Source organism: Caulobacter sp. SSI4214 (assembly GCF_012184455.1).
Taxonomy (GTDB): Bacteria; Pseudomonadota; Alphaproteobacteria; order Caulobacterales; family Caulobacteraceae; genus Caulobacter; species Caulobacter vibrioides_E.
Genome location: NZ_SZWJ01000043.1, coordinates 1 through 23,618, shown reverse-complemented (window position 1 = coordinate 23,618; position 23,618 = coordinate 1). Strand labels below are relative to the sequence as shown.

The 23,618-nt window shown below is 69.1% G+C and carries 19 protein-coding genes; 9 read left to right on the top strand and 10 right to left on the bottom strand.

Annotated features, from left to right (window positions below; translation table 11 throughout):
• The first annotated feature begins 1 nt into the window (after position 1).
• From FCU40_RS13705 to FCU40_RS13695, 3 genes are all read left to right on the top strand, one after another.
• The gene (locus FCU40_RS13705) at positions 2–607 is read left to right on the top strand and encodes a sigma-70 family RNA polymerase sigma factor (protein WP_004618009.1); all 606 of its coding nucleotides are present in this window, start codon (positions 2–4) and stop codon (positions 605–607) included.
• Positions 604–2,298 (top strand): sensor histidine kinase, encoded by a 1,695-nt coding sequence (locus tag FCU40_RS13700; protein ID WP_004618011.1) that lies wholly within the window; start codon positions 604–606, stop codon positions 2,296–2,298. The genes FCU40_RS13705 and FCU40_RS13700 overlap by 4 nt, the downstream gene beginning before the upstream one ends.
• A gap of 80 nt (positions 2,299–2,378) precedes the next feature.
• Positions 2,379–2,522 carry an entericidin A/B family lipoprotein gene (locus FCU40_RS13695; RefSeq protein WP_004618013.1) on the top strand — a complete coding sequence of 48 codons (144 nt, stop codon included), beginning with the start codon at positions 2,379–2,381 and terminating at the stop codon, positions 2,520–2,522.
• Positions 2,523–2,768: 246 nt separating this feature from the next.
• Here the strand turns inward: FCU40_RS13695 and FCU40_RS13690 are convergent, their stop codons facing one another.
• The 3 genes from FCU40_RS13690 to chpT all read right to left on the bottom strand — a co-directional run bounded on the left by FCU40_RS13690 (position 2,769) and on the right by chpT (position 4,752).
• Positions 2,769–3,602 (bottom strand): protein-glutamate O-methyltransferase CheR, encoded by an 834-nt coding sequence (locus FCU40_RS13690; protein ID WP_168075597.1) that lies wholly within the window; start codon positions 3,600–3,602, stop codon positions 2,769–2,771.
• Positions 3,599–3,976: a response regulator gene (locus FCU40_RS13685; protein ID WP_165570584.1), complete on the bottom strand. Its 378-nt coding sequence runs from the start codon at positions 3,974–3,976 to the stop codon at positions 3,599–3,601. The genes FCU40_RS13690 and FCU40_RS13685 overlap by 4 nt, the downstream gene beginning before the upstream one ends.
• Positions 3,977–4,059: 83 nt before the next feature.
• Positions 4,060–4,752 (bottom strand): histidine phosphotransferase ChpT, encoded by a 693-nt coding sequence (gene chpT / locus FCU40_RS13680; RefSeq protein WP_168075595.1) that lies wholly within the window; start codon positions 4,750–4,752, stop codon positions 4,060–4,062.
• A gap of 171 nt (positions 4,753–4,923) precedes the next feature.
• On the opposite strand from chpT, the gene FCU40_RS13675 reads away from it, so the two are divergent.
• Both FCU40_RS13675 and cysQ read left to right on the top strand, forming a co-directional pair.
• Positions 4,924–5,109 (top strand): DUF3553 domain-containing protein, encoded by a 186-nt coding sequence (locus FCU40_RS13675; RefSeq protein WP_004618021.1) that lies wholly within the window; start codon positions 4,924–4,926, stop codon positions 5,107–5,109.
• Positions 5,110–5,111: 2 nt separating this feature from the next.
• The gene (gene cysQ, locus FCU40_RS13670; RefSeq protein WP_241693615.1) at positions 5,112–5,888 is read left to right on the top strand and encodes a 3'(2'),5'-bisphosphate nucleotidase CysQ; all 777 of its coding nucleotides are present in this window, start codon (positions 5,112–5,114) and stop codon (positions 5,886–5,888) included.
• A 93-nt stretch (positions 5,889–5,981) separates the two neighbouring features.
• On the opposite strand, the gene FCU40_RS13665 is transcribed toward cysQ, so the two are convergent.
• Together FCU40_RS13665 and FCU40_RS13660 are read right to left on the bottom strand one after the other, a co-directional pair.
• Complete coding sequence (locus FCU40_RS13665; RefSeq protein ID WP_168075591.1) at positions 5,982–6,857, bottom strand: DMT family transporter; 876 nt, start codon at positions 6,855–6,857, stop codon at positions 5,982–5,984.
• 33 nt (positions 6,858–6,890) lie between these two features.
• Entirely contained in the window at positions 6,891–8,096 is a 1,206-nt protein-coding gene (locus FCU40_RS13660) for a CaiB/BaiF CoA-transferase family protein (RefSeq protein WP_168075589.1), read from the bottom strand.
• Between the two features lie 126 nt (positions 8,097–8,222).
• Here FCU40_RS13660 and FCU40_RS13655 point away from each other — a divergent pair, with 126 nt between their 5' ends.
• Positions 8,223–8,900, top strand: coding sequence for a DUF4142 domain-containing protein (locus FCU40_RS13655; RefSeq protein WP_168075587.1), 678 nt, complete (start codon positions 8,223–8,225; stop codon positions 8,898–8,900).
• A gap of 207 nt (positions 8,901–9,107) precedes the next feature.
• On the opposite strand, the gene FCU40_RS13650 is transcribed toward FCU40_RS13655, so the two are convergent.
• Together FCU40_RS13650 and FCU40_RS13645 are read right to left on the bottom strand one after the other, a co-directional pair.
• A complete protein-coding gene (locus FCU40_RS13650) occupies positions 9,108–12,695 on the bottom strand; it encodes a M1 family aminopeptidase (RefSeq protein ID WP_168075585.1) in 3,588 nt (1,195 codons plus the stop codon).
• 15 nt (positions 12,696–12,710) lie between these two features.
• Positions 12,711–13,589 (bottom strand): ABC transporter ATP-binding protein, encoded by an 879-nt coding sequence (locus FCU40_RS13645; RefSeq protein WP_004618035.1) that lies wholly within the window; start codon positions 13,587–13,589, stop codon positions 12,711–12,713.
• Between the two features lie 186 nt (positions 13,590–13,775).
• Here FCU40_RS13645 and FCU40_RS13640 point away from each other — a divergent pair, with 186 nt between their 5' ends.
• From FCU40_RS13640 to FCU40_RS13630, 3 genes are read left to right on the top strand one after another with little or no spacing between them, the layout of a single operon-like run.
• Positions 13,776–14,456: a fumarylacetoacetate hydrolase family protein gene (locus FCU40_RS13640; protein ID WP_168075583.1), complete on the top strand. Its 681-nt coding sequence runs from the start codon at positions 13,776–13,778 to the stop codon at positions 14,454–14,456.
• Between the two features lie 11 nt (positions 14,457–14,467).
• Positions 14,468–15,100 (top strand): maleylacetoacetate isomerase, encoded by a 633-nt coding sequence (gene maiA / locus FCU40_RS13635; RefSeq protein ID WP_168075582.1) that lies wholly within the window; start codon positions 14,468–14,470, stop codon positions 15,098–15,100.
• Positions 15,101–15,733 carry a carbonic anhydrase gene (locus FCU40_RS13630; RefSeq protein ID WP_004618041.1) on the top strand — a complete coding sequence of 211 codons (633 nt, stop codon included), beginning with the start codon at positions 15,101–15,103 and terminating at the stop codon, positions 15,731–15,733.
• A 34-nt stretch (positions 15,734–15,767) separates the two neighbouring features.
• Here FCU40_RS13630 and pbpC read toward each other — a convergent pair whose 3' ends face one another.
• The 3 genes from pbpC to FCU40_RS13615 all read right to left on the bottom strand — a co-directional run.
• Positions 15,768–17,780, bottom strand: a complete 2,013-nt coding sequence (pbpC, locus tag FCU40_RS13625; RefSeq protein ID WP_168075610.1) for a penicillin-binding protein 1C — start codon at positions 17,778–17,780, stop codon at positions 15,768–15,770.
• Between the two features lie 163 nt (positions 17,781–17,943).
• Positions 17,944–22,992, bottom strand: a complete 5,049-nt coding sequence (locus FCU40_RS13620) for an alpha-2-macroglobulin (RefSeq protein WP_168075581.1) — start codon at positions 22,990–22,992, stop codon at positions 17,944–17,946.
• Between the two features lie 84 nt (positions 22,993–23,076).
• Positions 23,077–23,618 (bottom strand): carbonic anhydrase (locus FCU40_RS13615; protein ID WP_275052054.1); only part of this gene is annotated, 542 nt, incomplete at its 5' end.

The window sequence follows — 23,618 nt, the reverse complement described above, 5'->3', positions numbered from 1 at the left end:
CATGAACGAAGGCAAACCCGGCCGTTCCGCGCCGGACGCGACCCGCGACGCCGCCTTCAAGCGGGAGCTGGTCACGCTGATCCCGCATCTCCGCGCTTTCGCCCGCACCTTGACCGGCGATCCGACCGCCGCCGACGACCTCGCCCAGGACGCGATGATGAAGGCGTGGGACGCCCGCGCCTCGTTCCAGATGGGCACCAACATGAAGGCCTGGACCTTCATGATCCTGCGCAACCAGTTCTATTCCGAAAAGCGCCGCAGCTGGCGGCAAAGCCAGCTGGACCAGGAAGCCGCCGAGCGGACCCTGGTGGCGGTCGACGACCCCGAGGCGCCCGTGGCGCTGGACGAGCTGCGCCTGGGTCTGGCCATGCTGCCCGCCGAACAGCGCGAAGCCTTGATCCTGGTCGGCGCGGGCGGCTTCGCCTACGAGGAAGCGGCCGACATCTGCGGCTGCGCGGTCGGTACGGTGAAGAGCCGGGTCAGCCGCGCGCGTCGCGCCTTGCAGGCCATCCTCGAAGCGGGGACCTATGATCGGGACGGCGGCGCGGCCGGCGACGCCATGCGCGCGATCCTGGCCGACGCGGAGCGACTGAGCTCCCTGCGGTGAACGCCCTGGCCGGCCGCGCCACGCGCGCCATCACGTCCATTCGCGTTCGCCTGGCCGTCGCCCTGAGCGTGGCCCTGCTGCCCGTGCTGGTGCTCGGCGTCATGCAATCGATCTTCGCCTTTCGGGCCGAAGCCGATTCCCGACGTCAGAGCCTGGAACTGGCCGCGGGCCGCAGCGCGGCGATCGCCCGCGCGCGCATAGAGGCCGCCGGCGTGCTGCTGCAGACCCTAGGCCCGGGCTCGGTGGGCCTGGAGTGCGCCCAGCGTCTGGCCGACGTGCGCGCCCGACTGCCCGGCTACGCCAACCTGATCCGCTTCGACGCCCATGGGCGCGTAGCCTGCGCGGCCGCCACCACGCCGCTGGACGTGCAGCGCGGCGCCCGTCCCTGGTTCCAGGCCCTGCGCGGCGGCCAGGCGATGGTCGTGGCCAGCGCGCCAGGCGCGGCCTATGCCAACGAACCGGCCGTGCTGGCCGCTATCCGCGCCGGCCCCCCGGACCAGTTCGAGGGCGCGATGGCCGCGGTGCTGACTCTGCAAGGCCTCAAGCTGGAAACCGCCAACCGCTTCCTGCCGCAGGGGGCCGAGGTCGCCCTGGTCGATTCGCACGACCAGATCTTCGCCGCCACCCAGCCCCAAGCCTTCGGCGCGCCGCCGCGCGGCTGGCGCGACGTCGCGGTCAAGCGAGGCGCGGCGATCTGGAACGGTCCCGACGCCCAGGGCCGCCCCCGCAGCTATTCGGTCGCGCCGCTGGTCAACAACGACGTCTTCGTCCTGCTGTCGGCGCCGGCGCCGGGCCTGCTCTCCTGGGCTTGGATCAATCCGATATCACGCTTGCTGCTACCGCTGCTGGCGTTCGTGCTGGGCCTGGCCGCCGTCTGGTACGCGGCCGAGCGCGGGGTGATCCGCTGGATCGTCTATCTGCAGCGCGTGGCGGCCATCTATGCCCGGGGCCGCTTCACCGTGCGCCCGCTGCAGGCCGAACGCGCGCCGCCAGAGATCCGCGAGCTGGCCGCCACACTGGACGCCATGGCCGGCGCCATCGTCGCCCGCGACGCCTCGCTGATGGACAGCCTGGCCGAGAAGGACGCGCTGATGCGCGAGATCCATCACCGGGTGAAGAACAATCTCCAGATCATCACCTCGCTGCTGAACATGCAGCAGCGGGCTCTGGCCGATCCGGCCGCCAAGGCGGCGATGAACGACACCCGTCAGCGGATCACCGCCCTGGCCCAGATCTACCGCGCCCTCTACCAAGGCCCGGATCTGAAGCGGGTGGACCTGCGGCCGTTCCTCGAGGAGCTGACCGCTCAGCTGCTGGCCAACGACATGACGTCGACCGCCCTGGTCCGCACCGAGGTGCACGCCGACCCGCTGGTCATCGACCCCGACCGCCTGGCGCCGATCGCCCTCTTCGCGGTCGAAGCGATCACCAACGCCCAAAAACACGCGTTCGGCCCCCAGGGCGGCACGCTGGAGGTCGGCTTCCACGTGCGCGGAGAAGAGGCCGAACTGTCGATCGGCGACGACGGCCCCGGCGCGGCCGAAAGTCTGGGCGGCGGCGTGGGCCGCACGCTGATGACCGCTTTCGCCCGCCAGCTGCGCGGCAAGGTGACGTTCGAGACCCGCGACCCACGCGGTCTGACCGTCCGTCTCGTCTTCCCCACGCCCCAGGTCATGGCGCCCGGAACCTAGCTTCGCCGGTGACGTTCTCTCCGGGCACGCTATCGCCGCCCCAACCCGTTTCCTTCCCGGGGCGAACAACGGAGAAGACCATGCGCAAACTCGTGATCCTCGCCGCCCTCGCCGCCAGCCTGTCGGTGGCCGCCTGCAACACCGTTGAGGGCGCGGGCAAGGATGTGTCGTCGGCCGGCCGCGCCGTCACCGACACGGCCAAGGACGTCAAGAACAATAACTAGAGCGCGTTAGGTTTAAGTGTGAGCGGTTAGACCGCTCGAACGCGCTCTAAATATCTGACTCTAGGGCCTGTTTATCCGCTTCAAACGATTCCATTTGAAGCGGACAGGCCCTAGGGCGCTTCGATCCTCCGGGATCGGAAAGGGCTCTAGGCCCTAAGCGAAACGCCCGCCGGTTTCAGTCGGCGGGCGTTTTCACTAGGGAAGCGCGATACGGGAATCGCGCGACCTGCTCTTCCGCGCGATGCTCTAGGCCGCGACGGCCGGACGCACGGACGGGTCGCGCAGATAGACGCCAGCGCGGCCCGGCGCGGCGGTCAGCAGATCCTCGAATTCGGAGAGGTCGTCCTCGGCGTCCACCACCAACACGCCGTCGGGCGGCAGCAGGGCGGTAAGCGATTCGACCACCTTGCTCCGCAGGGACGCGTCCATGCCGCGCAGCACGCCCTTCAGCAGAATGACATCGAACCGGCCCATGGCCGACAGGTCGGCCAGCAGATTTATCCGCTTCCAGCGCACCATCTGCCGGATGCGCGGCGAGATCGCCCAGGTGTCGTCCTGGTTCTCGAAATACTTGACCAGCATCCGGATCGGCAGGCCGCGCTGGACCTCGAACTGGGTGTAGATGCCGGCCTGGGCCTTCTCCAGCGCCCGTTCCGACAGGTCCGATCCGAAGAACTCGAATCGCGTCCCGGTCGCCAGGCCCTTGGCCTCGACGGCGGCCATGGCCAGCGAATAGACTTCCTGGCCGGTCGCGCAGGCGGCGCTCCAGATACGGATCGGCGTGTCGCGGCGGCGCAGGGACAAGGCCGGGAGCACCTCGTCGCGCAACTGGGCGAAGGCCTCGCGGCCCCGGAAGAAAGTAGTGTCGCCCCGGCACAGCGCCTCGACCACCGCCCAGATCAGTCGCTCCTCGCGCTTGGCGCGCAGGGCCGCGATCAGGGCGTCGATGGAATCGTAGCCTTCGCGCCGGGCCAGCGGCGCCAGACGGCTCTCGACCAGATACGCCTTCTCGGTCTCGACCCTCGCGCCGGCGCGGGCCCGGCCCAGGGCCGCCAGCAGGTCCATGTCCTCGGGGCTCACAGCAGGCCCGCCTCGGCGAACTTCGCCTGGATGATGTCGCCGTCGAACGGCTTCATGATGTATTCGTCGGCTCCGGCCTCAAGGGCGGCGCGGATATGATCGACGCTGTTTTCGACCGTGCAGAAGACGACCTTGGGCGCGTCGCCGCCGGGCTCGCCGCGGAGCTGACGCAGGAACTCGATGCCGTTCATCACCGGCATGTTCCAATCCAGCAGCACGGCGTCGGGCATGGCCGCGCGACACCACGCCAAGGCCTCCATGCCATCGGCGGCCTCGGCGATCTCGAAGCCGATGTCCTCGAGGACTCGGCGGGCGACCTTTCGGATCACCCGGCTGTCGTCGACCACCAGACAGGTCTTCACGGCGCGCTCCAAATCAGGCCGCTATCCTGGAAGGCGTCTGGTTAAGGAGCGGTTTGCCGAACCCGAATCGAGTCGCGGCGAACACATTTTTACGTTCAGGCGGCCGGAACCCAGGCGGCGATGCTGGCGCGTTCCTCGCCCACCTCGACAGCGATCTGTCCGCCCGCGGCGCGGACCAGGGCGTTCAGATAGGCCGCCTGCACCCAGGGACCGCCCAGGCCCTCGGCCAGGGGCTGGCCCTTCAGCCCGGCCAGCACCTCGGGACGCAGGCGCGCCCGGGGGCCAACGGCGTCGGCGATGATCGAGAAGCGACCGTCGGCGGCCACGCCCTTCAGCGTCGCCACGCCGCCGGCCGGAAGGGCGCTGGCGGCGATCTGGGCGATGTTGAGAATGGCTCGCGAGGCGGGCTTGTTCATCGCCTGCGGCTCGATCTGCCAGTCCAGGGTCGGCCGCACGTGGGCGAACACGCCCTGGGCCAGCTTTTCCAGCTCGCGCGAGTCGAAGTTCTCGGCCGAGGCCGATGCGCCGAACGCCACGCGCGTGAACTGCAGCAGGTCGGCCAGCTTGCGGGCCGACGAAGCGATCAGGTTCATGGCGTCGTCGCGCATGTCCTGCGCCGCCGGATCCTCCAGCAGGTCGAGGCCCGAGACGATGGCGCTGGCCGGACTGATGAAGTCGTGGCAAAGGCGCGCGGCCAGCATGGCGGCGAAGTCGGGGCCCTGGACGTCCGTTTCAGGGGCGGCGGGGGCCGGGCTCGCGGGGGCGGTCTCGGAGACAGGGTCGGTCATGGCGGCGAACTTTGTCGTGATTTGAGGCTTTGGCAAACGGGGCTGTCCCCGAAAAGCCGTCGGCCGAAGGCGGATCTCGGCTGACCGGCTATCGACCTTCGGAGAAAAAATCGAGCCCGTTTGGTCCGTTCCAGATTTCATCCAGACCGGACAAGCCCTAGGAACGCATCCGTGATCGATCCTTTTCTAGAGCCCGGCGTCCTGGTGCGCCATCCCGGCCAGCCCGATTGGGGTCTGGGCCAGGTTCAGTCCGTGATCGGTCATCGCGTGACGGTGAATTTCGAAGAGGCCGGCAAGCAGACGATCGACGCGACGCGCGTCCGTCTGGTCTTCGTCGGCGACGACCCCCGGGGATGACAATGAGCAGCGAGACCCTCGCCGACTGGGGCCGCGCCCTGGCCACGATCACCGAAGAGGCCGCCCTGGTCATCCTGCCGTTCTGGCGGACCGAGCTGGCCGTGGCCCAGAAGGCCGACGAAAGCCCGGTCACCGAGGCCGACCGCGCCGGCGAGCGCCTGATCCTCGACCGTCTGGCGACGCTGTGGCCGGACGTGCCGGTGGTCTCCGAGGAGCACGCCAGCGAGTTTGGAACGCCGGACGCCATCGGCCCGCGCTTCTTCCTGGTCGATCCGGTCGACGGCACCAAGGCCTTCGTGCGCGGCGACCCGAACTTCACGGTCAATATCGGCTTGATCCAGGACGGCGTTCCGGTGGCCGGCGCGGTCTGCGCCCCGGCCACGGGCGAGGTGTGGTTCACCACCGCCCAGGGCGCGATGAAGCGCGACGGCGTCGACGGCGCCGAGACACGAACCCATGTTCGCCCCTGGCCCAAGGGCCAGGCGCTGGGTCTGGTCAGCCACACCATGCGCGAGGAAAAGGCCGCGGAACTGGCCGCCCAGTACGGCTTCGACCTGCGCGCGCCGATGGACAGCTCGATCAAGATGTGTCGCATCGCCGAGGGCTCGGCCGACATCTATCCGCGCCACGGCCCGACCTCGGAATGGGACACCGCGGCGGGTCACGCGGTGCTGGTCGCCGCCGGCGGGACCTTCACCCAGCCGGACGGCGCGCCGTTTCTGTATGGCAAGGCCGACCAGAGCTTCCGTAACGGCTGGTTCGTGGCGCGAGGCGGCTGAGAGCCCGCGACCTCGTCCTTCGACAAGCTCTGGAGTCAGAGGTTCAGAGCGCGTTCGAGCGGTCAAGCCGCTCACACTCAGACCTAACGCGCGCTACGGCGCCAGCTCCTCCGGCCCCGCCTCCGGCGGCGTGGTCAGGATGGTCCCGACCGAGGCCGCCACGATGGCGGCGATGGCCAGCCACTGGGTCAGGACCAGCCGCTCGCCGAGGATCGCCAGGCCCGCCAGGGCGCCGACCGCCGGCTCGACGCTCAGCATGACGCCAAAGCTGCGCTTGGGGATGCCCTGCAGGGCGACCATTTCCAGCGAATAGGGGATGGCGCTGGACAGCAGGGCGACCAGCAGGCCCAGCGCCGCCAGCCTGGGGTGGAACAGGTGCGCGCCGGCGGAGACCAAGCCGATCGGCACGACGATCAGGGCCGCCGTGCTCATGCCCAAGGCCACGGTGCGGCCGGCGTGCAGATGTCCGACCCGCTTGCCCAGCAGGATATAGAACGCCCACATCACCGCCGCGACGCAGGCGAAGGCGACGCCCGCGGGATCCAGCCGCGTCGCGCCCGGATCGATCGGCAGCAGCAGGGCCAGGCCCAGCACGGCCAGGCCAATCCAAACGAAATGGATCAACCGGCGCGAATGGGCCACGGCGACCAGGAGCGGGCCCATGAACTCGATGGCGATGGCCAGGCCCAGCGGAATGGTGCGGATGGCCATGTAGAAGGTCAGGTTCATCAGCCCGACCACCGCGCCATAGGCCGCGACCTTCTTGAGGTCCTCGCGCGAGATCGGGTGGCGCCAGGGTCGCCAAACGAGCAACAGGATCAGGGCCGCGAACCCGACGCGGTAAGCTGAGACGCCCTGCGCGCCAGCCAGCGGGAACAGGCTCTTGGCGAACGACGTGCCGACGCACAGCGTCACGATCGAGCCCAACAGGGCGGCGTAGGGCAGGAAGCGGGCGCGGGACGCGGACATGGCCCAGCTTTTAGGGAAGCTCGTCCCGTCCGGCTAGATCACGCCCCGCGACCGCAGTCCCGCGATCGCCTCGACGTCGAGGCCGGCTTCGGCCAGGACCGCGTCGGTGTGCTCGCCCAGCGTCGGACCGGGCCAGCGCACGCCGCCCGGCGTCCGCGTCAGCCGGGGGAAGGCGTTCTGCATCTTGATCGCCCCGAACACCGGATGGGCCACGCTGACGATCGACTGGCGGGCGGCGAACTGCGGGTCCTTCAGCATGTCCGGCGCGCGATAGATGCGACCCGTGGCCAGACCTGCGGCTTCCAGCTTGGGCAGCAGGTCCTCGATGTCCTGGTCGGCGGTCCAAGCGGCGATGCGCGCGTCCAGTTCGGCCTGGTGAGCGCCTCGGGCGGCATGGTCGCGATAGCGGACGTCCTCGGCCAGATCGGGCCGGCCCATCAGGTCGCAGAGCCGCTTGAACAGGGTGTCCTGATTGGCGCCGATCAGGACGAGCTCGCCCGACTTGGTCGGATAGACATTCGACGGCGCGATGCCGGGCAGCACCGCGCCCGAGCGCTCGCGGACATAGCCGGTCAGGTCGTACTCGGTGATCAGGTTCTCCATCACCGTCAGCACGCTCTCATAGATGGCCGCGTCGACCACCTGACCCTGGCCGGTGCGCTGTCGGGCGTGCAGCGCCATCATCACGCCCAAGGCGGCGTTCAGGCCCGACAGGCTGTCGCCGATCGAGATCCCGGCCCGCGCCGGATTGCGGTCGGGCTCGCCGGTGATGTGGCGAAGGCCCCCCATGGCCTCGCCGACCAGGGCGTAGCCGGCGCGCTTTGAATAGGGCCCCGTCTGGCCGAAGCCCGAGACCCGGGCCATCACCAGGCCAGGGTTGGTCTTGGCCAGGGCCTCGTAGCCCATGCCCCATTTCTCCAGCGTGCCGGGGCGGAAGTTCTCGACCACGACGTCGGCCTTGGCGATCAGAGCGCGGGCGATGTCGCGGCCCTCTTCGGTGCGCAGGTCGACGGTCACGGACTTCTTGTTGCGGCCGATCACCGGCCACCAGGGCGAAAGCCCCTTGGGCTTGGAGCGCCCCCACTGCCGCATCGGGTCGCCGACCTTGGGGTCCTCCAGCTTGATCACCTCGGCGCCGAAGTCGCCCAGGACCTGGCCGCAGAACGGGCCCGCGATCAGCGAGCCCATCTCGATCACCCGCAGGCCCGCCAGAGGGCCGCCTGAATTTTCCTGGGTCATTCGAATTTATCCCCCTGGGCCAGGAACCGTTCACGGGTCCGTGATGTTTCTTCAGCGTACGGCGAACCGCGGCGCCGAAGCCTTACCCCTCAATACAAAAAGAACTCTAGGGAAAGACAGAGAGCCATGACCCGTCACCTGATTCTCGCGACCGCCGCCGTGGCCGCGCTGAGCTTGGCCGCCTGCGGCCAGAAGTCCGACGAAACCAAGGGCGCGGCCACGCCCGCCGAGCAAGCCGCGACGCCGGACGCCAATCCCGCCGCCACCGTTCCGACCCCGTCGGACGAGACCAAGGCCGACGTCTTCGTCGCCAAGGCCGCCGACAGCGACATGTTCGAGATCCAGGCCGGCAAGCTGGCCGGCTCGCGCTCGACCAACCCGTCGGTCAAGAAGTTCGCCGCCGAGATGGTCAAGGCCCATACGGCCACCAGCGACGGCCTGATGGCCGCCATCAAGACCTCGGGCGCGTCGATCACGCCGCCGACCGCGCTGTCGAAAGACATGCAGGACAAGCTGGATGACCTGACCAAGGCCGACGCCAAGGACTTCGACAAGAAGTACGCCGACGACATGGTCGACGCCCACCAGTCGGCCCTGAACCTGCTGCAACGCTACGCTCAGGACGGCGACACGCCCGCCCTGAAGACCTTCGCCGCCGACACCGCGCCGAAGGTCCAGAAGCACCTCGAAATGGCCAAGGGCCTGAAGAAGGGCTTCGGCACCGGCGAGGACGTGGCCAAGGCTCAGGAAAAGGCAGACAAGGCTCAGGCCAAGGCCGACGAGAAGGCCGCGCCGAAGCCGTAATGCCGGCTGGACTTCAGGGAAGGGCGTCGGCGACCATCGTCTTGGCGGCGGGACGCTCTCGACCTTCGGTCCACAACCAAATATCGGCCGTCGCGATGCGGCGGCCCAGCTTCAGAAGGGCGGCCTCCGCATGGAGGTCGCCCGGCTTGCGTCCGTGCGGGAAAGCGTCGAACGCAGCCTCTTCCGCCCCAAGGCTCGGGACCTCACTCAATGGCCCACCTTGATCGTGTTGTCGTCGCCGTTGCGGTCGATCACCGTGTTGTAGGGATCAATCCCCGCGAAGCTCGGCGCCCGGTCCGTCACGAAGGTGAAGGTCTGGACGCCCGACCGGACAGGCCGCCGCTCGTAGAGAACCACGTCCCTGGCCGAGAAGCCCTTGTCGCCCGGCTTGGCCGTGAACAGGCCGATGTCCATGGTCTCGTCCAGCGGCGCGGCTGTCTCCTTGCCCTTCCCGTCGGCGTACTTCTTCTGGGCGTTGACGATCAGCCTGACCTCGTACTTGCCGTCGGTCCGCTTCTTCACCGAGGCGCTCTGAGCCTGCAGGTCATAGAGCGTGATCTTCTCGAACAGGTCGGTGATCAGGGCCTGCTTGTCGGCCGGCGCCTCGGCGCGCAGCAGCGTTAGGAAGTCGTTGGCGTTGGGATAGGGCGCGCCCTTGAAACCGTACTTGGCGATCAGCCCGCGCAGGGCCCGGTTGACGGCCTCTTCTCCAATCTCGGCCTGCAGGCGGTACATGACCAGCGAGCCCTTGCGGTAATAGATGTAGGGCTGGTTTTCGACCCTGGCCAAGGGCTGCTCGTCGATCGGATCGCCGCCGCGTGACCGCAGGTAGCTGTCCAGCTCGAACTTCAGGAACTTGCGGATCTGGTCCTCGCCATAGGTGTGCTTCATCACCATCAGGGCCGAGTACTGGGCGAAGGTCTCGCTCAGCATCGACCCGCCCTGCTGGTCGGCGCCGATCACCTGGTGCGCCCACCACTGATGGCCGATCTCGTGGGCGCCGACATAGGTGACCATGTCGATCTTGGTCGGATCGCGGTAGTCGGAGATGAAGAACAAACCCTCCGACCACGGAATGGTGTTGGCGAACGACTGGGCGAACCGGGCGTAGTCGGGGAACTCCTGAATCCGTAGCTGGCGGAACTGGTAGGGCCCGAAATTGGCCTGATCGTAGTCCAGCGACCGCTTCATCGCCGCCTTCATCCGGTCGACGTTCCAAGGGTGCTGGGCGTCGTAGTAGACGGCCAGATCGACGCCCTTGTACGCCTCGCGCGCCACCTGGTAGCGGGCCGACTGGATCGAGACGAAGGGCAGGATCGGCGCATCGGTAACGAAGCGCGCCGTGCGGCGGCCGTTCTTGACGATGTCCGAGACCTTGTATCCCGGCGCCACCGGCGTCTGGTCGGCCTCGGTGGTGACGGTGATGTCGGACGTGACGAAGTCGGCGTCCTTGCGCAGGCCGTTGAATTGCAGCGAGGCGACGTCGCCCAGCTTGGCCATCCGCTGCTCGGGCGGCAGGCCGTACTTGCGGCGCTTGGCGCGGTCCTGCAGCAGGCCCTCGCGCGACATGCCCAGGATCGGCGCGATCTCCATGTTGTTGACGAAGGTGCCGTTGTCGACCACCCGCGTCTCTGGGTCGCTATTGGGGAAGCCGCGCTGGGCCCGCACGGTGATGAAGCTCATCTTGCGCCGCTCGCCTGGCCGCATCGGGGTGTCGAAGGCGAAGATGCGGTAGTTGAAGCGCTCATAGGTCTTCTTGGGCCGCGCGCCCTCGATCGACAGGCCCTTGACCTTCAGGTCGCGATCGAAGCGGACATGGATCTCCTTCAGCGGCGCGTCGGTCTTGTTCTCGATGACATAGGCGCCCTTGGTCTCGACGCGCGGCGCGTGTGGGCGCAGGTCGACCTCCAGCGTCATGGCCACGATCTTGGGCTGGGGCGTGTTCTCGAACGGCAGCAGGGTCTTTTCGTAGTCGGCCTGCCATTGTTCGTTGTCGATCTTGGTCCGGTAGGCGTTCCAGACATTGGTGTTCAGATAGATGAACCCGCCCAGGCCGACGAAGGCGACCAGGGCCAGTCCCATCAGCACGCCGGCGCCGCCGGCCAGCCGACGCGGCAGACGGATCAGGCGCGGCAGCAGCCGGGTCTCCGTCCCGCGCCGCCACAGGCCGTAGGCCAGCACCAGCAGCACCGTCGCGAAGGCGGTCCAGTAGGCGCGCAGCCACCAAGCCCCGATCCAGAAGTTACCCAGCCCGTTCATGTCCGAGAACGGCGTCTCGGTCGTCGAGCCATAGTTGTAGAGCTTGGACTCGAAGCCGACGCTGGAGAGGGTGATGGTGCTGACGATGTAGACGACCATCAGACCCCAGCCGACGAACTTGTGCGGGCTGATCGACTGCAGGAACACCGCCAGAATAGCGACCAGAATGAAGTCCGCGGCCTGCGGCAGCACGTACCACAGCAGGTATTTGTCGAGCTCGAAGTGGAAATAGCCGTGGAAGGCCTGGCTGAGCGCGGCGGCGACCACGCTGACCAGCAGGGTCGAGATCAGGACCAGGGCGATGGCCAGGGTCTTGGGGGCGACGAAGGCCCAGTCGGGCACGGGCGTGGCGTCGATGATCTCGTGGGTCTTCCTCTCGCGCTCCCGCCAGACCAACTCCCCGGAATAGTAGATGGCGATGATCATCGGGATCAGGCCGAACGACCCCAGCAGCGGGTTCAGCAGCACGCGCGTGACCGGATAGACAACGCCGCCATAGCGGTCCGCGTCCGTCGCGAACCACAAGGCGCCCATCGCGTTCGCCAAGCCCAGAAACAACAGCACGAAATAGGCGGGGCTCTTGAAGACCTGGCCCATGTCCAGCCGCGTGCGGACCACAAGCTGAGCCCAGGCCGTGGCGCGGTCGAACCGCGGCTTCGGCGGTTCGCCTCCGAGCGCCGGCGGGGCGGAGGCGGCCTCCGTGGCGCTGGTCTTCCGGATCTTGCGGCGCCCCGACATCTCGGCCGATTGGAAGCGGAACAGACCATAGGCCGCCGCCAGGCAACCGATCGACAGGGCGAGGACAAAGAGGCGGTTGAACAGAAAGCTCCCGGCCAGCGCCGGGGTGAGGCTGTTGCGTTCGCTCGCCGTCCAGTACTTGGCGGCCAAGCCATAGGCGGCCGTGCCCAGCGGCTCCCACGCCGCGGCGATCTTTTCGAATTCCGGCCGGTCCAGCGCGATGTTGGCGATGATCCAGAGGACCATGAAGCCGATGACGCCGACATAGGTCCACATCATCGAGCGCGTGATGGTCGCCAGGGCGAAGAACATCGACGAGGTCAGCAGCAACGACGGCAACGCCAGGACCACGTAGGAGAAAAGGTAGGCGTGGAGCGCGTTGGGCCCCAACGTTTCGCGGTCGACCCACCACATGTGAGAGCCCAGCCAGATGGCGAAAGGCACGACCAGGAAAGAGCTCGCCACCGCCAGGAAGGCGCCCGCGAAGCGACCGTACAGATAGTCGAACTTGCTGATCCGGGTCGACCGCAAGATCGGCCCGAAACCCGTCTCGTCGTCGCGGATCACGACATTGGCCACGAAGGCCGTGGTCACGAACATGTAGAGGATCGAGAAGGTCAGATGGCTTCTGGCCAGCGCGTAGGGGCCGTTGCGATGGTCGCTGGGATTGAGGCCGATATGAAAATTGCTCCAGGTCGTCGCGGCGAAGGCCATCAGAAAGAAGAGGACCGCCACCACCCAGAACACGGGCGACTTCAGCTGGTAGCGGAATTCGAACCCCGCGATCTTGCGAAACATCGGCCCGCTCCCCCGTCAGGCCGCCCGGCGGGTGGACGACAGGGTCGAGAAATAGACGTCCTCGAGCCCGCCCTCGACCGGCGCGAAACCGTCGCCGGGATCTTGATCGGATTCGACGTGGATGACCGTGCGACCGGCCAGCAGGCGGGTCGAGATCACCTGGTGACGGGCCTTCGCGGCCTCGAGCTCGGCCTTGTCGATGGTCTTCTTCCAGATGCGCCCCTTCAGCTGGCGCACCAGGTCGCCGGGCGCGCCGTCCTTGACGATGCGTCCCTCGCAGATGATCGCCATGGCCGGGCAGAGGTCGGAGACGTCCTCGACGATGTGGGTCGACAGGATCACCACCACGTTCTCGCCGATCTCGGCCAGCAGGTTCAGAAAGCGGTTACGCTCCTCGGGATCGAGGCCGGCGGTGGGCTCGTCGACGATGATCAGGCGCGGGTCGCCGATCAGAGCCTGGGCGATGCCGAAGCGCTGGCGCATCCCGCCCGAGAAGCCGGCGATGGCCTTCTTGCGCACGGTCCACAGATTGACCTGGTTCAGCAGGCTTTCGACCGTGTCCTTGCGTTCCTTGGCGCCGGCGATCCCCTTCAGCACGGCCATGTGGTCGAGCATGTCGTAGGCCGACACGCGCGGATAGACGCCGAAGTCCTGCGGCAGATAGCCCAAGGTGCGGCGCAGCAGCTCCGGCGTCTTCAGCACGTCGATGTCGCCGAACCGGATGTGGCCGGAGGTCGGGGCCTGCAGCGTGGCGATGGTGCGCATCAAGGTGGACTTGCCGGCTCCGTTGGGACCCAGCAGACCGTACATGCCGCGCGGAATCGTCAAGCTCACCTCGTCCAGGGCGCGAACCCCGTTGCCGTAGACGTGCGTCAGATTCTCGATGATCAGCATGTGCGTCCTTAAGCCCCCGGTTAAGCTCGCCAGCCCCCCAACTGTCATGGCCCGAGCACGACGGCCCGGGCAAGTGAAAGAACGTTTATCGGCTCTCTTCGACCACGGTATTTCTAAGCCGCGACCGACTCGGTCGTCGTTCGAGAGGGGTTTTGGCGAGCGCGGTTTGGGTCTAAACCCAGCGCCATGACGTCCTACGCCTTCCCCCCGCACGCCATCCCGACGGTCCCGGTGGAGGGATCGGACGCCGTCTTTCCTGTCCGCCGCATCCTGTGCGTCGGCCGCAACTACGCCGCCCACCGGCGCGAGATGGGCGGCGACGAGCGCGACCCGCCCTTCTTCTTCGCCAAGCCGGCCGACACCATCGCGCCGCTGAAGGACAAGATCACCTATCCGCCGGCCACCAGCGACCTGCATCACGAGATCGAACTGGTGGTGGCGCTGAAGAGCGGCGGCGCCGACCTGTCGGTCGACGAGGCCCTGGCCGGCGTGTTCGGCTACGCGGTCGGCGTCGACCTCACGCGTCGCGACCTGCAAGGCGCGGCCAAGGCCAAGGGCCAGCCGTGGGAAGCCGGCAAGGCCTTCGACCAAAGCGCCCCGATCAGCGCCATTCGCGTGATGGACGCCCCCGCCGCCGAGGCCGCCGTCACCCTGTCGGTCAACGGCGAAGAACGCCAGCGCGGCCAGGTGGGCGACATGATCTGGAGCATCGGCGAGGTGATCGCCAAGGCCAGCCAGCTGTGGACCCTGGCCGCCGGCGACCTGATCTTCACCGGCACGCCCGAGGGCGTCGGCGCGATCGCGCGCGGCGACCGGATCGTGGGCGAGGTCGAGGGCGTGGGCCGCCTGGAATTCACCCTGGTCTAAAGGGCCATCCCATGAAGCTTGTCCTGCACAGCGCCAAGCGCGCCAGCGCGCCCTATCGGGTCCGCATCGGCCTGAATCTGAAGGGCGTTCCCTACGAGATCCGTCCGGTCGATCTGGTCGCCAACGCCCATCACGCCGAGGACTATCGGGCGCTGAACGGCCAGGGCCTGGTCCCGACCCTGATGGTCGACGGCCGTCCGCTGACCCAGAGCCTGGCCATCCTGGAATGGCTGGACGAGACCCTTCCCGAACCGGCCCTCCTGCCGACCACACCCTACGAACGGGCCATCGCGCGCGGCATGGCCGAGATCATCGCCTGCGACATCCACCCGCTGAACAATCTGCGCGTGCTGCGCCAGCTGACGGCGATGAACATCGGCGAGACAGAACGCGACGCCTGGGTCGCGCGCTGGATCGGCGACGGCTTTCGCGCGCTCGAGCCCATGGTCGCCCAGCACGCCGGCTCCTTTGCGTTCGGCGACGCGCCAAGCCTGGTCGACTGCCTTCTGGTGCCGCAGGTTTTCAACGCGAACCGATTCAAGGTCGACCTGTCGCCGTTCCCGGCGATCGCCGCCGCCGCCGCCCGCGCGGCCCGGCATCCGGCCATCGCGGCCGCCCACCCCGACCACCAGCCGGAGCGTTAGATGCTTGAGGATCTGAAAGCCAACAACGCCGTCTGGTCGCAACGCAAGACCCAGGTCGATCCCGACTTCTTCAAGCGCCTGGAAGGCCAGCAGACGCCGGAATATCTGTGGATCGGCTGTAGCGACAGCCGCGTGCCGGCCAACGAAATCGTCGGCCTCGACCCGGGCGAACTGTTCGTCCACCGCAACGTCGCCAACCTCGCCCCGCCGCAGGACGCCAACTATCTGTCGGTGCTGCAGTTCGCGGTCGAGGTGCTGAAGGTCAAGCATATCATGGTCGTCGGCCACTATGGCTGCGGCGGCGTGGCGGCGGCCATCGACGGCCAGCGGCGGGGTCTGGTCGACCACTGGCTGCACCCCATCCGAGAGGTCCACGCCGAACACAAGCACGAGCTGGAAGCGATCCCCGAGGAGCGCGCCAGGCTCGACCGCCTGACCGAGCTGAACGTCGCCCGCCAGGTGCGCAACGTCGCCGCCGACGTCTTCGTCCAGGACGCCTGGGCGCGCGGCCAGTCCCTGGCCGTGCACGGCTGGGTCTATTCGCTGAGCAATGGCCTGGTCACCGACCTCGACATCGGCATCGCCAGCCTGGCCGACTACGAGCGCGTACTGTCGAGCGCGAGCCGGCCGTAGGGGCTTTGAACGGGGGCGGGGTAAACCGCGTCCCCTACCCGCCCTTGATCCGCACCCGCGCCTTGGCCTTCCGCCCCCGCGCGTCGACCACTTCCAGCTTGTAGAAGCCGGCCGCCGCCGGCCTCCAGATCGCGCGGCCACTGACCGGGTCTGGGTCCAGAGGGCGGCCTTCGACGTACCAGGTCAGGCCCTCGCCCTCCGCGGCCAGCACCAGGCCCCGCGCGCGCGGGCCCAAGGCGTCGACCTGCACCGAAGCGCCGTCGGGCGGGAAGATCAAGCGCGGGCCGTCCTCCCCGCCCAGCTTCTGGAGGCCCAGGGGCGCGGCCTTCGGGGCGATCGGACGCGGAGCCGAGGCGGGCGCGCCCACGGCGTCGGCGACGTCGAACAAGAGCGGCAGGGCCGCGTCGCGTCCGGTCAGCCCGCCCCGCGCGCCGCCGTCGGCCCGCCCCGTCCAGACCAGGATCGCGTAGCCGCCGACCACGCCCGCCGCCACGGCGTCGCGAAAGCCGTAGGAGGTGCCGGTCTTGAACGCCATCGACGGCCCGCCGCGCGTCAGCGGCGAGGGAGCGCGGCCTTTCGGGGCGGGAGCTTCGCGTAGAATGTCCAGCACCTGCCGGGCGGCTTCCGGGCGAACCAGGCGCGTCCCGGCCGAGCGTTCGCGGACGGCGGCGTCCGTCTCGGTCCAGGCCAGGGGCTTGGCGACGCCGCCATCGCCGAGCGCCGCGTAGAGCATGACGAGATCGCGCCAGGTGATGCCCTCGCCGCCCAGGGCCAGGGCCAGGCCCGCTTCCTTGAGCTGGGCCTTAGGCCGCGCCAGATGCGCCCCGGTCGCCTCGATGCGTCCGGCGAAGGTATCGGGGCCCAACTTCTCCAGCGTGGCCACGGCCGGAACGTTCAACGAATGGGCCAGGGCCTCGCGCACCGTGACCTTGTCGTGGAACACGCGGTCGAAGTTCTCGGGCTGGTAGTCGGCGAAGCGCGTGGCGTTGTCCTGCAGTTGGGTGTCGGGCGCGACCAGACCGTCGTCCATGGCCATGGCGTAGATGAACGGCTTCAGGGCCGAGCCAGGCGAGCGCAGGGCCTGGGTCATGTCGACCCAGCCGCCGGGGCGGTCCCGGCCGGCCGAACCGACGGCGGCGCGGACAGCGCGGGTCCTGATCTCGACCACCAGCACGGCCGCGGTCGCGTCGGGACCCTGGCTCGCGGCCACGGCGGCGACCATCGGTTCCAGCTTGGCCTGCAGGTCGGCGTCGATGGTCGAGACCACGCTGGCCTGGCCCGGCGGCGCGGCGCGCGCCAACTCGCCCGCCACATGCCAGGCCAGGGACGGAAACGGCGCGCGACGCGGTAGCGGCTCGGCCCCTGCTTCCTCGGCGGCGGCCGTGGTGATCGCGCGGGACCGAATGAGCTTGTCCAGCACCGTCCGCCGGGAGGCCCGGGCGGCTTCGGGATGGCGATCCGGACGGCGCGCCTCGGGAGACTGCGGCAGAGCGATCAGCAGGGCCTGCTCGCCGTCGGTCAGGCTGGAGGGCTCATGGCCGAAATAGCCGAGGCTGGCCGCCCGCGCGCCTTCCAGATTGCCGCCATAGGGCGCCAGGGTCAGGTAGAGCGCTAGGATCTCGCGCTTGGACAGCCGCGACTCCAGCTGAACGGCGCGGACCATCTCGATCAGCTTCGCGCCGACATTGCGCGGTCGCGGCTCCAGCAGCCGCGCGGTCTGCATGGTCAGGGTCGAGGCGCCGGATGTCGGATGGCCATGCAGGATCGCCGAGCCGATCGCCCGGACCAGCGACACCGGATCGACGCCGAGGTGCCACCAGAATCGCGCGTCCTCGACGCGGATCAGGCGTTTCTGAAAGGTCGCGTCGGTCCGGTCCAGATCGGCCCGGATCCGCCAGCGCCCGTCCTCGACCGGCAGGGCGCGCAGCCAGGCGCCGCGACGGTCCAGGATGACCGGCGAGGAATGCCGGGCCCGAGTCATGTCTGGCGGGAAGGCGGCGTTGAGGGCGGCGAGGGCGACCTCGACGGCCAGGACGGCGACGAGCATCTTGGTGATCAGCCGAACCCGCCCGTACCCCGGGATGGACGAGCGGTCGGGCGTGGCGGCGGCCAAGGGATCGGACGACATCAACGACCCGCCCTATCCTGACGCGCTGTCACCCCCAACCCCGCCCTTCCCCCATTCAGGGGGAAGGGAGAGCCGCCGACCATCATGGCCCCGGCGCGATCGTCGCGCGCGAGGCCTCGGAACGAGCAACCACCGCCGGGTGGTACATGTCCTTGGCGATCGCCCCCGGCAGGAAGAAGCTGCCCGGCGTCACCGCCCGGGCCACATAGGCCAGGGCGAAGGGCTTGCCCCCTTCCAGGCTCATCGCGGCGATGAACCGGTCATCGCGGCTCTCCTGGACGCTGGCGGCGGTCAGGGTCCCGAGGAACTTGAACGGCCCGTTCTGAGCGTCGTCGGCGCCCAGGGTGGTCTCGATCTCGAAGCCGGCCGGCAGGGCGTCGTCGACCACCAGGGCGGTGGAGCGCGCCTGCATCGAGTGGCCGGAGACCAGCACGATGACCCGATCGCCCTGGCGGATCGCGGCCGGATCGACCGCGCCGCCACTCATCGAGAACAGCCGCTTGCTGACCGACAGGCCGCTGGCCGCGGCCGGCGGGGCCGAGGTTGGGGTGCCGCGCACGCTGACCGTCCGCCACAGCACGCCCTTGCCGGTGTTGACGAAGCGGGCGTCGGTCAGCTTGCCCACCGCCCAGCGCGGCGCGCCGCCGGCCGGGGGCAAGGGGTTGGCCCCCGTGGCGTTGATCGAGATCGGGCCCGAGGCCTGGATCAGGGCGTTGGCCGCGTGCAGCAGCGCCGCCTGCTCCTGGGTGTTCAGCGCGTCCGGATCCTTGACCGTGTTCTCCAGACGCCCTTGCAGCTGGCGGGCGACGTCCATCATGCCGGACTCGGCGGCCAGGGCGGTCAGCACCGCCGTATCGCGCAGCGGCGACTGGTACCAGTCCAGCTCGTCCTTGTAGCCGAGGCTGGACACCGCCTGACGCATGGCCGAGCGGGCGCGGGCGTTGTCGCCCATCCGCGCCAGGCCTGCGGCCACATAGGCCTTGGCCACGGGTTGGCTCTCGTCCTTCATCTGAACGTCGTGCCACCAGCGCAGGCGGGCCAGATCGCCCTTGCCGGCCTTGGCCATCACATAGAGGGCGTAGGCCGAGGCCCGGCGGCGCATCCGCTCGGTGGCCTTCTTGGAAGCGTCCTCGTTGCTGGCCCACCAGCCCGGATAGGACATGCGGTAGGCGACCGAGGCGAAGCCCTCCGGACGGCTGACCTGACGCATCGCGCCGACGGCCTTGTCGATGGCGCTGTCGGGCACGGCGACGCCCTGGGCCTTGGCCTCCAGCAGGAAGTCGACGACATAGGCGCCCAGCCAGGGATCGGCCTCGGCGTCGCCGACCCGCCACAGGCCAAAGGCGCCGTCCAGGGTCTGGCGGTCCAGCAGCTTGCCCACCGCCCCGGCCAGGGCGGCCGGCGTGCGCTTCAGCTTCGGATCGCTCGAGAAGGTCTGGGCGTACAGTAGCGGGTAGGCCGTCGAGACCAGCTGCTCGGTGCAGCCGTAGGGATAGCGCTGCAAGGCCACCGCGATCGCCGAGGGGTCGAAACCGCGGATCGGCGAATAGCTGACCTGCATCGTCACGTCGCCCGCCGCCAGACCGGCCAGCAGCGGATAGGACGGGGTGAAGGTCTCGCCCGGCTTCTGAGGCTCCACCGTGGTGCGCACCACGTCGCCCCAGCCCAGGCGGGTCTGGATCGGATAGTCCTTCTGGGTGGCGAAGCCGGGACCCGCGACCTTGAAGCCGATCCGGCCGACGCCGGTGACGTCCGGCGCCAGGAAGGGGATCTTCTCGGCGATGCGCTGGCCCAGGATCAGCTGAAACACCTTCTTGAAGGCGACCTTGAGCCCGCCCATCGAGAAGGCCTCCGCCGTATAGGCGCCTGGCTTGCCCTCGACATTGTGCAGCTCCAGCGTGGCGAAGGCCTGGTCGCCCGGCGCCAGGAAGCGCGGCAGGTTCAGGTCGGCCACCACCGGCTGGCGCACGGTCAGCGGCTTGGTCGCCGAACCGACGGCCGTATCGGTCCAGGCCACAGCCTGGATCCGCAGCTCGCCGTTGAAGTCGGCCGCCGGCAGGCGGATCACCGCCTTGCCGTCCAGGCCCGTCTCCACGACGCCGGACCACAGGGCAACCGTCTTGATCGGCGTGGTCGTCAGGCCCTCGCCGCCGACCTCATCGCCGCCGAAATTGACATTGGCGGGCGCACCCAGGTTCGGGTCCAGCAGGCGGCCATAGTCGTCGCGATAGTTCAGCGTCAGGGCGCGCTTGCCGAAGTACCATTTCACCGGGTCGGGGCTTTCCTGGTGGGTCAGGCGCAGGATGCCCTCGTCCACGGCCGCGATCGTGACCTTGGCCTTCTGGCCAAGACCGAGGCCGCCGACCCTCACTGGAATCTCGACCGGCGCCTTGCTGTCGATCTTGGCGGGCGAGCCCAGATCCACGGTCAGCTTGCGGTTCTTCGGGTCCAGCGGAACATAGACGAGCCCCAGCGCCCGACGCGGCTTGGGCGAGGCGACCGGGTCGCGCGGCTGCACCACGCTGACCATGACATAGGCCCCGCCGCCCCAGGCGGCGTTGGTCTTCAGCCGCACGGTCGTTCCGTTCTCGCCGACGCTGACCGTCTTGAAGTCGATCAGGCGGTCTGTGGCGACGGCGACCTGGGCCTCGCCGGCATAGGGCGGCTTCAGGGTGATCTCGACCGTGTCGCCCTGGGCGTAGGCCTTGGTTCCGGCGGTCACGCGGACCACGTCCGGCGCCTCGCCCTCCTTGGCGGGCGAGCCCCAGCCGGCGGAGAAGCGGGTCACGGTCCGAGCGCCGTCCGCGCCCTCGATCTCCAGGCGATAGTCGCCCCAGCCAAGACGGCGCGAGAAGCGCGCCGGCTGGCCGGCGCCGATATTGACCGCCGCCTTGGCCACGATCGCGTCGCGGCTGCTGCGCCGCCACTGCCAGCGGCCGTTCTGCTGGAACCAGTCATAGTCCCAGCGCTCTGCGATCAGGGTGTAGGTGGCGGTCGCGCCGATCCGCTGGCCGGCGGCGTTGACGGCGATCATGTCGAGGCTGACCGGCGGATCGCCCCGGCCGGCGTCGCCCTGCTCGACCTTGACGCCGTAATAGACGGCCTTGGGACGCACCTTCAGCTCCAGCCCCTCGCGGACCGGGCGGCCGCCGGGCTCGAACACCGAGGCGGTGACGGCGGCGACCAGCGGCTGGTTGGTGTCGCCCGCCTGGTCGGTCCCGACCGATAGCGTGGCCCGGCCCTCGCCGTCGGTGACGGTGGAGCCGAGGTCGAGGAACTTCTCCTCGAACGGCTTGGCCGCGTCGCCCCAGGCATAGTCCTTGAAGGCGGGGAACGGGTTGGGATCCGCGCGCAGGCGCGCCTCGCCCTGCGTCTGCAGGCCCGCGCCCGGCGCGCCGTAGAGGAAGCGCGCGGTGACGTCGACCTTACGGGTCTGACCCGCGCCGACCGGCTGGGACTCCTGGCCCGTCGTGGTGACGGCCAGCCGCTGAGGCGCGAAGTCCTCGACCGAGACCGAGAGCGAGCCGACCGCGTCCTCGATACCCTCGACATGCAGCTCGGCGGTCCAGCGCCCGCGCGGCGCCGAGCGCGGCAGGGCGATGTCGGCCAGCACCGCGCCGGCGTTGGCCTGGCTGAACGGATAGCGCTTGAACTCGACGCCCGAGGGACGCTTGACGATGATCTCGCCCTTGCGGTCCGAGACGGCCTTGGCCATCCGGTCGCGGACCATGGCCGTCAGGTGGACGGTCTCGCCGGGGCGATAGATGCCGCGGTCGGCGTAGAGATAGCCGTCGATGTCGGTGGCGACGCTGCGGCCGTCGACGCCGCCCTCGGTGCGACCGCCGACGCCCTGCTTGGAAAGATCGACCGGCGAGCGGTCGAGGTCCAGCACCGCCAGGTCGCCCTGCGGGCCGTAGGCCATGACCATCTTGGCCCGCGAGGCGCCCTCGCCCTTCAACAGCGGCCTCAGGAAGCGCACCCGGCCGTCGGCGTCGCTCTGGGATTCGGCCAGGGACTCGCCATCGGCGGCGACCAGGGCCACGCGCACGCCCGACAGTGTCTTTGCGCTCTTCAGCGAGCGAACCACGACGTCCAGGCTTTCGGAGCCGTCATAGGCCAGCATGGCCATGTCGGTGAACACGATCCAGCGGCGCGCCTGGGCCGGGTTGTTATCGCTGTCGGTCTCGGCGCTGCGGCCGCCCGAGGCGTCGCGCGCCTTGATGACATAGGCGCCAGGCTTCATCTCCTTCAGCACCGCGCCCAGCGGGAAGACCGTGGTGGCCTTCTGGGCCGTGGCGCCGCCGGCGACCTGGACCTTCCCCTTCCAGACCTGGCGGCCGTCGTCGCCGACGGAGTCCTCGCCATAGTCGCCGGCCCAGTCGCCCTCGCCGGTCGGATCGGGGGCGCTGATCGACTTGCGCACCAGGTTGCGATCCGGCACGCGCCAGACCTCGATGGCCAGGGTCTGGACGTTGATCGTCTCGATGCCGACGCCGTCCGACTCCTCGCGCGGCAGGATCACGCCGTCGCCGGCGAAGCCGACATAGGGAGGCTTGTCGCCAAAGGTGAAATCGACATCGGCGTTGGCCGCCAAGGTGTCGCCGCCCTTGGCGGGCAGGCCCTTCAGCAGGGTGATGCGATGGTCGGTGAAGCCGACGCCGCCCAGGCACAGCTCGTCGCCCTTCACGCGGACCGAGGGCTGGCGGCCGAGATCCGGCGAGACCAGCACGAAGTCGGCATAGGGCTTGGACGGATCCAGGTCCTTGCTCATCCGCACGCAGGCCAGGGGATCGGGACCGCTGGTGTCGACGCGGGTCTGCCAGACCGCGAAGCCCTCGGGTTTGGGAATGCCGCGCCGGGGCGCGTTGGCCGATCGCGGCTTGCCGAACAGCGACCAGGCCTCGCCCTTGACCGACTCCGCGCCGGCCGGCTTGGTCCCGCCGAAGAACAGGCCGCCCTTGCCGACCGCGAAACCGCCGCCGAAGCCGACCACCAGGGCCGCCGCCACCGCCACGGCCACCGGGCCCTTCAGAGCGGCGGGCCAGCGATCGGCGACCTGCTGGCGCAGGCGCGCGAAACGGGAAGCGAAGGTGTCGCGGGCGCCTTCCGGCGGCGTCTCGTCCGTCGACATCCGTTGTCTCCCCATGTCTTACGCGGTTCAGGAGCGACTTGAACCTAAGCGCGAGCGGGGGTCAACGGCGCCGCGATGACACTGTCAGGCGTCGAACGCCACCTGGCCGCTGGCCAGGTCGTAGCAGGCCGATACGATCTTCAGCCGGCCTTCGCCCAGGCGCTCGGCCAGCACGCCGTCGGCCACCCGAAGGCGCGCGGCGACGTCACGAACGTTCTGGCGGATCGCCGCGTCCTTCAGGTCGGCGGGATGCTTTTCCTCGGCCTCCAGCACGGCCGGAACGATGGGCAGCACCATCTCGAACAGAGCCCCGTGCAGCTCGGCGTGCTTGGTCGCCACGTCGACGGCGGCGCTGACCGCGCCGCATTTCGTGTGGCCCAGCACCACGATCAGCGGCGCGCCCAGGTGCTCGACGGCGTAGACGATCGAACCCAGGCCTTCGCGGCTCACCGTCGAGCCCGCGACGCGGACCACGAACACCTCGCCCAGATTGCAGTCGAAGATCAGCTCGGGCGCGACGCGGCTGTCGCTGCAGCCGACGATGACGGCGAACGGCGCCTGGCCCTGGGCCAGCTCGCCCAGGCGGCCCATCGACGGCAGGACGATGCTGGCGCCGCCCCGCGCGA

Coding starts and splice junctions, on each gene's coding strand:
- cysQ (WP_241693615.1), top strand. CDS start 5,112: ATGAGCAGCGAGACCCTCGCCGACTGGGGCCGCGCCCTGGCCACGATC.
- FCU40_RS13655 (WP_168075587.1), top strand. CDS start 8,223: ATGACCCGTCACCTGATTCTCGCGACCGCCGCCGTGGCCGCGCTGAGC.
- FCU40_RS13665 (WP_168075591.1), bottom strand. CDS start 6,857: ATGTCCGCGTCCCGCGCCCGCTTCCTGCCCTACGCCGCCCTGTTGGGC.
- FCU40_RS13650 (WP_168075585.1), bottom strand. CDS start 12,695: ATGTTTCGCAAGATCGCGGGGTTCGAATTCCGCTACCAGCTGAAGTCG.
- FCU40_RS13630 (WP_004618041.1), top strand. CDS start 15,101: ATGCTTGAGGATCTGAAAGCCAACAACGCCGTCTGGTCGCAACGCAAG.
- FCU40_RS13705 (WP_004618009.1), top strand. CDS start 2: ATGAACGAAGGCAAACCCGGCCGTTCCGCGCCGGACGCGACCCGCGAC.
- FCU40_RS13620 (WP_168075581.1), bottom strand. CDS start 22,992: ATGTCGACGGACGAGACGCCGCCGGAAGGCGCCCGCGACACCTTCGCT.
- maiA (WP_168075582.1), top strand. CDS start 14,468: ATGAAGCTTGTCCTGCACAGCGCCAAGCGCGCCAGCGCGCCCTATCGG.
- FCU40_RS13640 (WP_168075583.1), top strand. CDS start 13,776: ATGACGTCCTACGCCTTCCCCCCGCACGCCATCCCGACGGTCCCGGTG.
- pbpC (WP_168075610.1), bottom strand. CDS start 17,780: ATGCTCGTCGCCGTCCTGGCCGTCGAGGTCGCCCTCGCCGCCCTCAAC.
- FCU40_RS13695 (WP_004618013.1), top strand. CDS start 2,379: ATGCGCAAACTCGTGATCCTCGCCGCCCTCGCCGCCAGCCTGTCGGTG.
- FCU40_RS13645 (WP_004618035.1), bottom strand. CDS start 13,589: ATGCTGATCATCGAGAATCTGACGCACGTCTACGGCAACGGGGTTCGC.
- chpT (WP_168075595.1), bottom strand. CDS start 4,752: ATGACCGACCCTGTCTCCGAGACCGCCCCCGCGAGCCCGGCCCCCGCC.
- FCU40_RS13660 (WP_168075589.1), bottom strand. CDS start 8,096: ATGACCCAGGAAAATTCAGGCGGCCCTCTGGCGGGCCTGCGGGTGATC.